General features: G+C 38.5%; 8 protein-coding genes and 1 pseudogene. 4 read left to right on the top strand and 5 right to left on the bottom strand.

The window, feature by feature from the left end; translation table 11 throughout:
- Nucleotides 1–133 precede the first annotated feature (133 nt).
- Together ggt and JIG41_RS03310 are read right to left on the bottom strand one after the other, a co-directional pair.
- Nucleotides 134–1,450, bottom strand: a pseudogene (gene ggt / locus JIG41_RS03315) (gamma-glutamyltransferase); the annotation flags it as partial.
- A gap of 57 nt (nt 1,451–1,507) precedes the next feature.
- Entirely contained in the window at nt 1,508–2,068 is a 561-nt protein-coding gene (locus JIG41_RS03310; protein ID WP_196857302.1) for a GNAT family N-acetyltransferase, read from the bottom strand.
- A 50-nt stretch (nt 2,069–2,118) separates the two neighbouring features.
- On the opposite strand from JIG41_RS03310, the gene JIG41_RS03305 reads away from it, so the two are divergent.
- Entirely contained in the window at nt 2,119–2,484 is a 366-nt protein-coding gene (locus tag JIG41_RS03305; RefSeq protein WP_036967240.1) for a hypothetical protein, read from the top strand.
- 54 nt (nt 2,485–2,538) lie between these two features.
- On the opposite strand, the gene JIG41_RS03300 is transcribed toward JIG41_RS03305, so the two are convergent.
- A complete protein-coding gene (locus JIG41_RS03300; RefSeq protein WP_036967237.1) occupies nt 2,539–4,761 on the bottom strand; it encodes a TonB-dependent receptor in 2,223 nt (740 codons plus the stop codon).
- Nucleotides 4,762–5,151: 390 nt separating this feature from the next.
- Here JIG41_RS03300 and JIG41_RS03295 point away from each other — a divergent pair, with 390 nt between their 5' ends.
- Both JIG41_RS03295 and JIG41_RS03290 read left to right on the top strand, forming a co-directional pair.
- Nucleotides 5,152–5,997, top strand: a complete 846-nt coding sequence (locus JIG41_RS03295) for a VOC family protein (protein WP_036967234.1) — start codon at nt 5,152–5,154, stop codon at nt 5,995–5,997.
- Nucleotides 5,994–6,146, top strand: coding sequence for a hypothetical protein (locus tag JIG41_RS03290; RefSeq protein ID WP_162898041.1), 153 nt, complete (start codon nt 5,994–5,996; stop codon nt 6,144–6,146). Before JIG41_RS03295 ends, JIG41_RS03290 begins: the two co-directional genes overlap by 4 nt.
- Before the next feature lie 71 nt (nt 6,147–6,217).
- On the opposite strand, the gene JIG41_RS03285 is transcribed toward JIG41_RS03290, so the two are convergent.
- Both JIG41_RS03285 and JIG41_RS03280 read right to left on the bottom strand, forming a co-directional pair.
- Nucleotides 6,218–7,171: a general glycosylation pathway protein gene (locus JIG41_RS03285; protein ID WP_199524253.1), complete on the bottom strand. Its 954-nt coding sequence runs from the start codon at nt 7,169–7,171 to the stop codon at nt 6,218–6,220.
- 526 nt (nt 7,172–7,697) lie between these two features.
- On the bottom strand, nt 7,698–7,940 hold the full coding sequence (locus JIG41_RS03280; RefSeq protein WP_199524252.1) for a helix-turn-helix domain-containing protein: 243 nt from the start codon (nt 7,938–7,940) through the stop codon (nt 7,698–7,700).
- 234 nt (nt 7,941–8,174) lie between these two features.
- On the opposite strand from JIG41_RS03280, the gene JIG41_RS03275 reads away from it, so the two are divergent.
- Nucleotides 8,175–10,151, top strand: a complete 1,977-nt coding sequence (locus JIG41_RS03275) for a PKD domain-containing protein (RefSeq protein ID WP_199524251.1) — start codon at nt 8,175–8,177, stop codon at nt 10,149–10,151.
- Nucleotides 10,152–10,760 lie beyond the last annotated feature (609 nt).

Here is a 10,760-nt window from a genome sequence, read left to right as displayed (position 1 = left end):
GTCAGTACCTTTGCTTTTCAGCAAGCTTGTGACGCATCATTACTGTGATATGAGATACATGATAATAAAATAAAGGCATCAATTTTGATGTTTATACATTAGCTCGTCTTGACTTCAAGGGAGCGTCCATATATGTCATTGAGCTTAACATCCGTTTGTGTGGTTGAATTTCGTTGGCCTCACCGCCTAATGCACCGAAAACATTCATAACACCTGGTTTAGCACTAAAGTCATCCATTTCATCATTAAGAATAAAGCCTGCTCCAGAAACAACCACACCGCTGCCAAAGCTTAAGTTGATTGTGGTTGTGTTTGCGACCGCATTACCCCACTGATCAATAATTGAGAAATGTGTTGTTTGCTCACTTTCATGTAAACCTGGTTTGATGTTTTCAGTTGTCGAAATTACATCATCACGAATACCCGTTGCACGTTTAGCGAGATAATCATCCGCGAGTAAGGCTGTTTTTGGTACATCGTAAAAATCAGGATCGCCTAAATACTCTGCTCTATCAGCAAAGACTCGTTTGCCGACTTCTGCAAGAATGTGCACATAGCGGGTCGAGTTATGCTCTAAAGGGCCTGTTGGTTTAGCAAGATCATACATTTTTAGCCATTGTAAAATAGCAATGCCCCCTGAACTGGGTGGCGGTGAAGTAAGCAATTCAAAACCACGCCAATGACCTTTAATAGGCATACGCGATTTGGCCTGATAGTCTTTAAGGTCTTGCTCTGAAATGATACCGCCATGCTGTTTCATAAACGTGGCAATTATTTTAGCTGTCTCGCCTTCATAAAAACCCGCCTTGCCATTATCACGAATGCGCTTAAGCGTTGCCGCAAGCTCTGGTTGCTTAAAGGTTTTATTAGCTTTAGCATCAGAAAAATAATCAGCAAAGTTAACTTTTATCGACTTTTTCTGCATTCGCGAAATATATTTTTGGATACTTGAAGCAAGTTTCGGGTGCACAATAAAACCGTCTTCTGCCAACTTTACCGCAGGATCTACGAGGGTTTTCCACTCTAAGCTGCCATGCTTTTGGTGTGCTAGCCACATTCCGGCAACACTGCCCGGCACACCACTTGCGTGAATACCATACACTGACATGTTGTCTATCACATTCCCTTTTTCATCGAGATACATATCGCGATGAGCTGCTGCGGGGGCAGTTTCACGGTAATCTATAAAGTCACCTTTACCGTCTTTTTGAATCAGCATAAAACCGCCGCCCCCAATATTACCGGCCTCAGGTAACGTGACAGCCAACACAAATTGGGCTGCTATGGCTGCATCAATGGCATTCCCGCCTTGCTCTAAAATTGCCCGTGCAGTATCGCTACTGTAACTGTCTGGCATCGCCACAGCCGCTTGTTTGGCTAATAATGGCGGATGAAAAAATAATACAACGAGAAGCGAGACACTGACCGTGTATTTTTTTAAAGTTCGCATACTAATTCCTTTTGACGTTTTTACACTCATTTATACATGCCAAACTACTAAGGTCAATTAGTTACGCTTAAGTGAGGTTAATTCTGCTTTCGGACATGAATAAAGCACCGCTGGTAATTCTCCGTGTTCATCTTGGTGCTGGTATTCTTTTATAAATTTTAGCCCTAGCTTTTTCATTACACTAATCGATGCAAGGTTGTCTTTTAGGGCTGTTGCTGAGAGTGTTTTAACTTCGGGGTGTTGACTAACCGCCAATGCAACACTCAAAGCGGCTTCAGATGCATAACCCTGCCCCCAACTAACACGTTTAAAACGCCAACCAATTTCAAGGTCGCTATAATCTGGCTTATCAAAAAATCCCATTGGCCTCACTAACACCCAGCCAATAAACATGTTGTTGTCGGTAACGCTTACCTGCCAGAGCCCCCAGCCCTTTTGTTCATTGCGAAAAGCATTTAAACGGGGAATAAAAGTGTTTTTAATTGTTTGCATTGTTGATACTTTGCCACGGGTTAAATATTTCATTACCTGAGGATCGTTATCAAGCTCATATAATAATTCTGCATCATTTTCGTCCATTAAACGAAAACTTAGCCGTGTTGTTCTAGCTATATTCATTTTTAAATGCTTATACTGCTTATGGTGTTAATTAACCATTAGAGAAAAATATGAAAAAATTAGCAAGTTTAGTTTTACTAGGATGTATTGCCCTAACGGGGTGTGAAGATGCTGATGAAGCAAAAAAAGACGCAGCCGAAGCGAAAGAAGAAGTTAAGCAAGCTGTCAATGATGCATGGAAAGATGTAAAAGAGGCAACCAGTGAGTTTAACGATGACTCATTACAAGCACTGCTAGCAGAAAGCAAAGAAATGGGTTTAAGCATGTATGACGACGGTAAAGAAATTGCCATAGATGCATGGATCGAGAGTAAAGAAGCCGCTGGTGAACTTTCTGAAAAAACCAAGCAAAAAGCAAAAGAGTTGGCTGAAGAATTAAAAGCAGCCCGCGAAAAGCTTGAACAAGAAAAGAATTAAACTGTAAAAAATAAAAGGGTAAGCCATGCTTACCCTTTTTCATTCACCTTGCGATTAAAGCTCAAATTCTTTTTTGAACTTTAAGCCAAATTCACTGCGGTCATTACTGCGCATAACACCAACAAAACCTGACTGCTGTAAACGACCAACATCGTAAACTTCATTCAATACGTTTTCACCGTATAGCGTCACTTCAAAGTCGCCATTAGGGTTTAAATAAGAAATGTTAAACCCAACAAGTTCACGCGATTCAATATGTTCACTTTGGTTGTAAACTGATTGGCCTTGCATGTCACTGCGGTACGAATAGTTTGCGTTAATCGCCACCGTACCACCGTTGCTTAAGTCAACAAAGTACGATGGGGCAAGCATAACAGTCCAGCGCGGAGTTAATGCAGGTGAGTCACCTTTACCAATGCCTTGCACTCCTTCGTCAACCTCGGTGATCTCTGAATCTAAGTAGCCAATCGCACTACGCAGTGTAAAGTCATCCGTAAATGCTATCGTTGTTTCAAGCTCGATACCTTGTGCTTTTGACTCGCCAGCATTTTCAACAATCGTTACAAAACCACCCCCGGCTGTTGGATCAGAGAATGGCAGTGCTAAATCGGTATAATCTGTGACAAAAACAGCAAGCATCATAGAAATATCTTCATGCACTTGACCTTTAAGGCCTAGCTCATAGTTAATCGCTTTTGTTTCATCAAATGAGACAAATTGATCAGGACCACCAAATGGACGTGGCGGAAAGCCACCTGTTTGATAGCCTTTTTGAATTTGCCCATACAGGTTCATGTTATTGCTGAGCTGGTAAGACGCGTTTACGTCCCATGTTACCGCATCAAAGTCAGCACTTACGTATTTACGCGTTGCAAAGCTTGGAAATTGTGCATCGGCTTCTTTTTTGTCTTTTGAATAACGAAGACCACCGCCTACTGTTAAGTCGTCACTTAAATCGTAACTTGCGTTGATATACGCTGCGTATGAATTTGTTTCTTGGTTAATATCAAAATAACCATAATTACCAAATGAAGCCGTTGTACCATCATTCAATAATCCGTCTGGCGTGTTGAATGGGCTAAATACAAAAGGCCCTGAGCTTGTAAATCCATCTTCATTAAAGAAATACAAACCAGACACAAAATCCATATTATCGTAGCTACCGTTTAACTGGATTTCGAAAGAATACTGATCGGCACCACCCTCTTCAGGGAATTCAGATAAATTAAGTGCCACGGCATCATCATCAAGGCCGCCTTCATATTCTGAGCTGCGGTAACTGGTGATAAATTTAGCCGTGTAAGTATTATTAATGTCCCAATGAGCTGATAATGATGTCCCCCAGCCTGAGTAAGCCGTTGATTCGATTCCTGCGACAGTCGTTGCTAAATCATCTGGATTACTTGGTAGCATGTCTTCAGTTAAAAGTGGAAAATCACCATTAAATGGATCATTTGCGTCCAACGGTGCCGTTAACTCGATTGTGTAAGGTGATTGACCTGATTCGTTGTCGACGCCATCAACAGAGAAAACAAAAGATAAGTCGCTGTTAGCTTGCCATTTCAACGCCATACGACCACTTAGCTCTTGCTCTTCACCAATTTCGTTTGCTGGATTAACAAGGTTAATTGCCTCACCGACTCCATCACGTTGTTTGTACGACACACTGGCCGACATGCTGACAGTGTCTGTAAGGCTGTTATTAAAATAAACATCACCCGCTAAACGATTGCGACTTCCAACTTTAGCCGTTGTCGTTACAATCCCTTCGTCACCAGGTTGTTTAGTAATAATGTTAACTGCACCACCAAGTGTATTACGGCCATATAAAGTACCTTGTGGGCCTCGCAACACCTCAACACGCTCTACATTCGGGAGTGATAAGTTTGAGCCCATTTGACGCCCAAGGTAGACACCATCTAAGTATACGCCTACGCCAGGATCTGTGGTAATCACGTGATCTTGTAAACCAATACCGCGAATAAACACAGAGGCATGCGCTGCATTACCCACACCATAACGGGTAATATTTAAATTAGGCACGTATTTACCAATATCTTCTAAGTTGCTCATATTGGCTTTATCAATCAGGTTTTCACCGATTGAAGTAACCGCTGTTGGCGATTCAAAAATACTTTCTGTGCGTTTGCGAGCTGTGACTTCTATTTTTTCGAATGCATCTTGTTTCGCAGTGGTTTTTTCTTGCTCAGCGAAAGCTGATGAAGATAAGGCAGCTACAACAGCCACACTTAGTTGTGAGAAATGACGTAATTTCAATTAAAACTCCAAAGGATACCGTGTGTGTATTTTTACCTGTAAATCGCAGGCATAAAAAAAGACGCTTAGGTATAAGCATCTTTCCTCTGGAGGGACATTATATGTCAATTTTGTGAAAATACGTATAATTATTTTATATTTTATTATTTTTTATAAACTAAACGCATAATATGTATGACAAATTGGATAACTTTTTCACATAAACTAAATTTTTAAAGAAGAATAATTGCAGAAATTCAAAGAGTAACCCACTTTCCGTCTAAATAATCACCACGCTATGCGCATTATCATAGTTCCTTTAGAAAATATTAAAGTGCACTGCTTTTGATTGAATAATAAACAAAAAATAGTCTATGCTGTTACTTGACCCTATTTTGCAAGGAGCATACTTTGAAATTACTATCCCCATTACGCGCTGCGATTATTGTTGCTGTATCGACGGTGTCCCTCACGGGCTGCCAACTTACCTCCAATGAACTCCCCGCTATTAGTGACTCTGGTACAAAAAACACGGGCCATGTGGTGTGGCATGACTTGATTACGCCAAATTTAGCGGAGTCTAAAGCTTTTTATGGCAATGTGTTCGGCTGGCAATTTGAACAGGTAAATGACAGCTACACTTTCGCCAAACTCGACGGTAAATTAATTGCAGGCATGGCACAATTAGATAACACACAAAATGCAAGCCTCTGGTTAAGCCTTATCAGTAGCCAAGATATTACTGATGCCACGAATAAAACACTTGCTGCAGGCGGTAAAGTATTAGTAAAAAGCACTGAAATCAAAGGACGAGGCACAATTGCCGTATTAGAAGACCCTCAAGGCGCTGTATTTTCATTAATTAATACTGTGAACGGCGACCCCACAGTGAGCACACATGACAATGGGTGGATTTGGCAAGAAGTATGGAGTGATGACCCAATACAAAGCAAAGCTTTTTACCAACGCCTCGGCAATTACTCTTCTAAGGAAAAGTCACTGCAACAGCTCAATTACAGCTACCTCGCTGTCGAGGATAAACCCGCCATTGGCTTTGTTAAAAAGCCCGATGCTGAAATCGGTAACACATGGGTTAACTACATTAAAGTCGCCGATGTTGATGCAACATTACTTAAAGTAACGGCTGCAGGCGGGGTTATCTTAATGGCACCAAATGAAACCGTTCGCAAAGGAAGTGTTGCTATTATTAGAGACCCAGCGGGTGCAGGTCTGGTCATTCAAGAGGAAATAAAATGAAAAAGCGTTTAATTAAAGTCATCACAGTAGTCGCAGCAGCTATTCTATTAAATGCATGTTCACCTTATGCAAGCCTTAATGTAAACGCCCCATTTAAAGTGGGCCCTGTTTATGTTAACCCAAGCATTGGTGTAGGTGGTTCGTTATAAAAACGACCGTCATAGGGCTCATGCGCCCTGTGACGGTATTGCTTTAAGTTATGTGTTTTTACGCCGTCTAATTATTGTAAAGAGGTATTAATTTTGGCACGCTGAACTTGGGTTAATATGCCTTCGGCTTTCGCACCTAAATAGACATAAATAGCCAATGCGATTAACAAACCCACCACCGCAAACATCATCAATACCGCAGGCATCACATATTCTGTTTGACCCAAAGCGGCTTTAAACATCGTAAGTAACGCCTCTATTGACACTGCAATAAGAATGGTTGAGATAAAACGGGTAATAGTGCGACGTGTTGAACTGTGACGAAAGATATCTTTGTGCATTAAAATCTCTTCTTCTAAAATCGTTTTTCCTAGGTCGAAAATAGCAAGGGCTAAGGTAACAAAGATAATAATCGTAAAGGGCTTTAGAGGATCTGAATGTACCTGCTCGCTCGTAACCAAAGAAAACATGCCCTCGAATACTTTAAATAATAAATAAAATACCAAGCAAAATAAGCAAGCGACAATAAGCCCATACCCTACTTTAAAGTAAGCCGTCATATTCGCTCGTTTCGTATCCCCCATGATGAACTCGATAAGTTCGGTGAGGCACACATCAATAACGACGTAACACGGAGCGCCTTCTTTGAATTGAACAGACTTTATAACCGAAATACATAAATGCCTCGTGGCCGTTGATACATAAGGTGAGGTGAAATGTGCCTCTGTCGAGTTTGATATCGCTGTAAAGTAGGGTCGAGCGCTTAAATCTTGCCCTGCCCCTCTATTAGCTAAGTCTTTCTTATACTGGGGTTTAAAGCACACATTATTACCTAGCTGAATTCCCTGCTTATCTAAACAATACTGCAACTCTAAAAAGGGATACTGTTTAATGAGGGGTTGAACATCTTTTTTTTGAGCAAGCGCTGTATGCACACTTGCCAGAATTGAAAGCAATAAATTTTGAATCAGCCCTTGGTATTCTTCATATCGTTCTATTGCGCTTAAATAACTCATTCTTGCCATAATGGCATCCTCTGGTGAACACACACAAGATAACAAGCAAGGAGAGAACCAAGTTATATATATCTTACAAATCAATGAGGTAGAGTATTAACAGAGGGCGAACAGCACCAAAAAAGTGCAAAAACATACCGAAACGAAAAAAGCCGTGACTTTTAGGTCACGGCTTTTTAAATTTGGTGCGGATGGGGGGACTTGAACCCCCACGGCCGAAGCCACCACCCCCTCAAGATGATAATAAAAAACCTATATTTTCTTTAATTTTCAATAAATTAAACAAAAATAATATGATTATACATGTACAGCTAAAGACATTTAAACTCATTTAAGAACAATTACTTACACAACTGTTTTGGAACAAACTATAGGAAAAAATGAATACTTTCTGAGCTAAATTGCCTAGTTACTCCAAACCCTTAGCTGAAAAACGAACTTCAATACCGCCATTGTTAACCGAGCAAATACACTAAATTAGCACCACCTGATAATTAACAGAAAATTATGACCGTAAAATATATTTCATACTTTACTATTCGAAAGAAATGAAGAACTCGTTAAGCCCTACATCTAGGTTTTGTGCTAATAAGTACAATTGGGCTGCTGAGATACGGTTCTTTCCTTTTTCAAAAAGTGAAATTTGTTGATTTGATACTCCAATGAAATCACCTACGGACTGTAGTGATAAGCATTTATCAGCTCTAATCCTAGCAAGGTTTTTGGCGATAATGTTATTCAGTCGTTCTTGCTCTTCAATCATCTGTTTTTTATTCAAAAAAGTTCATTGAAGAATCTTAAAGAAGCTAGTAACCCATAGCTCCAAGCGTGACTTGGAATTTGAGATTTTAAAATTTTCTTGTACACAATTTAAAAATTATAAATTACTATTAAGTTCTAAGTTTGAGGATAACTTCTTATTTTCAAATAACATTCAAAGGAACTGAATGCTGTATGACAAGTGAATATTGTCAGTTAGTTCCTAAAATCGTTCATAACAAAGGGCTAATTGATGTCAAAACTCAAAAAAACAATATTAACAACTTGCATTGCTGCATTACTCCCTGTCGCAGCATTCTCTAATGCAAATATGATGACTCATAAATATTTAGAAGATGAAACTTTTCCTGATTCTGAGGTTTTGCAACCTTTACTTTGGGATATGAATGAACTCCAAGAAGAAGTTGATTTTGGATCTTTACGTTGGAATTATAATGAAGATTTAGGAACTTCTATTTCATTAAATTATGCTTTTCAAAGTGAGTCTATCGGTTATTTAAGCTCTGACGTTGTTATGCAGCGACCTTTCCATGATTATGAAAAAGAAGGTGTTAAAACAGCTTTAAATTCAATTGAACAAAGTGTTGGTGTTACATTTAACGAAGTTTTTTCTGCGGAAGATGCAGATTTTATTTTCATTGTTGGACAAGTCGGTGATGGAGCTTCTTTACCTCCTTCAAATGAAATTGATGCATCTCAAATGCGTTATATTAAAATTTCAGGCTCTGAAACATTAAATTATTTTAATGAAAACCTTGGTAATGAATACGGTATTTATGACAACTATCAAGAAGCATATGCATCAGGTATTAGTACTGTTCTTCATGAAGTTGGCCATCTTTTAGGTTTAAAACATCCTTTTGATGGAAACACAGTGTTACCTGAAGAATATAATAATAAGTTTTATACAGTAATGGCTTATAATACAGGTTGCACAGGAACAGATTGTTTTATGCCAACCACATTGAAAAAAATGGATATTGTAACTCTACAATATTTATATGGTAAGCCTGTTGCTCAAAAAAATACAGGTAATGATATTTACGAATATGATGACGCTTATTCTTATCATCAATTACTAATTGATAATGGTGGTGAAGATACTATCAGTTTAGAAAATGTTACAAAAAATAGTGTTGTAGACCTTCGACCAACAGCATTTAGCTCAATTATTCCTAATCCTAGCTTTAATAAAGATGAAGTTACCAATGAAATTTTAGGTCGTACATTTAACAACTTTACTATGGATGCTGATAGCCAGATTGAAAACGTTGTCGGTGGTTCAGGTGATGATGAATTAATTGGCAATGATTTAAATAATGTCATTGAAGGTGGTGCTGGCAATGATACTATTCGAGCAAGTCTTGGTGATGATGAATATTATGGTGATTCAGGCTTTGATACTGTAATTTATGAAGGTAAATATGCTGATTATGATATGGTTGAGAATCTTGATTACATTACCATTACATCTAAAACAGGCGCTCAATTTACACATAAGTTAATGAGTATTGAAAGTATTCAATTTTCAGACCATTCAACATCTATTGGTCAAGAAATACAATTTTCAAGTGGTAGTGATGTAACATTAGAATCTAACTTGGTTAGTTCTACAGGTGAAAGCTTAAATTGGGCTTGGTTACAAATTGATGGTTATGATGTAGAAACAACAGGTGATAACTCTAGTACTTTAACATTTATTGCTCCAAGAGTAGCTGAAGATGTTTCAATGCGCTTTAGTGTTGTTGCTAACGATTCTAATAAATTTTATTCAGAAACTATTACGGTAATTATTAAAGCAAATGTTGCCCCTGTATTAAATGATATTGTAACAAAAACTGTAAATGAAAAAACATCAGTTTCACTTAAGGCAAGTGCAACGGATTCAGATGAAAATGATTTAGTTTCTTATCGTTGGGTTCAAACAGGTGGTACAGAAGTTACTCTTTTAAATTCAAAGTCATCAGGAGTACAGTTTACCGCTCCAAGTGTAACAGCAGACGAAAATCTAACATTCACCGTTTATGTAACTGATGGCATGTTAGAAGTTGAAGAAACAGTTACGGTGACAGTAAAAAATGTTGTTGAAACTGATAACTCAGGCGAAAGCTCGTCTGACAAGGATTCAGGTGGTTCTGGTGGGTCAATGGGCTGGATTTTAGGCTTATTGACAGTTCTATTTGCATCACGTAGAAAAGCACTAAATTAGACTCTAAACTAGAAAATAGCCGCCAAGAGATTGGCGGCTATTTTTTTGCGTAAATTTACCTAAATAAGTCTTAACTTAATCTGCTAAATTTGGTTTCTAGAGTTGAATTAAATTTGACCATGAATAACCTACTTGTATCAAAAGCGAACTATGGTACTAACTCTATTATGTCCAGTGATGAATTATAAATATAACTCGCCTTTGCCCCTTTATAAGCTACGCATGCTGAGTAACTGGTTTTGCTGAAGATTATTTTCCATACATAAGTTAATGGCTGAACTATCATGAATATGCTTCTTTTAACAGGGCATATACAACCATTATGCACTTTCACACATCTGCATAGTGGTATTTTTATAATTTACTCCCCCTTTTGTAGTCCACAGCCTTAGAGATAAGAGATATTTAAATAGAGAGTTAGGAAAAGGTATTACACATCATACACAAATACATAAAACTGATATAATACCATTCCGCTTAAATATCTGATCTAATATAGGCTATATAAAATCACCGGTTAATAACATTGAACCAAAACATAGCTGAACAGCTTTTAGCGCTTTCGCAAAAGAACCAAACGCACGAAAACGCATACGATTACTCGCAGTG

It is taken from the genome of Pseudoalteromonas sp. bablab_jr011 (assembly GCF_016464045.1).
Taxonomy (GTDB): domain Bacteria; phylum Pseudomonadota; class Gammaproteobacteria; order Enterobacterales; family Alteromonadaceae; genus Pseudoalteromonas; species Pseudoalteromonas lipolytica.
Note: the sequence above shows the minus strand (reverse complement) of the source record. Positions and strands in the feature narration are given on the sequence as shown.

What these genes read in the sequence shown, in the direction of transcription:
- JIG41_RS03305 (WP_036967240.1), top strand. Translation starts at nt 2,119, where the DNA reads ATGAAAAAATTAGCAAGTTTAGTTTTACTAGGATGTATTGCCCTAACG.
- JIG41_RS03310 (WP_196857302.1), bottom strand. Translation starts at nt 2,068, where the DNA reads ATGAATATAGCTAGAACAACACGGCTAAGTTTTCGTTTAATGGACGAA.
- JIG41_RS03290 (WP_162898041.1), top strand. Translation starts at nt 5,994, where the DNA reads ATGAAAAAGCGTTTAATTAAAGTCATCACAGTAGTCGCAGCAGCTATT.
- JIG41_RS03285 (WP_199524253.1), bottom strand. Translation starts at nt 7,171, where the DNA reads ATGGCAAGAATGAGTTATTTAAGCGCAATAGAACGATATGAAGAATAC.
- JIG41_RS03275 (WP_199524251.1), top strand. Translation starts at nt 8,175, where the DNA reads ATGTCAAAACTCAAAAAAACAATATTAACAACTTGCATTGCTGCATTA.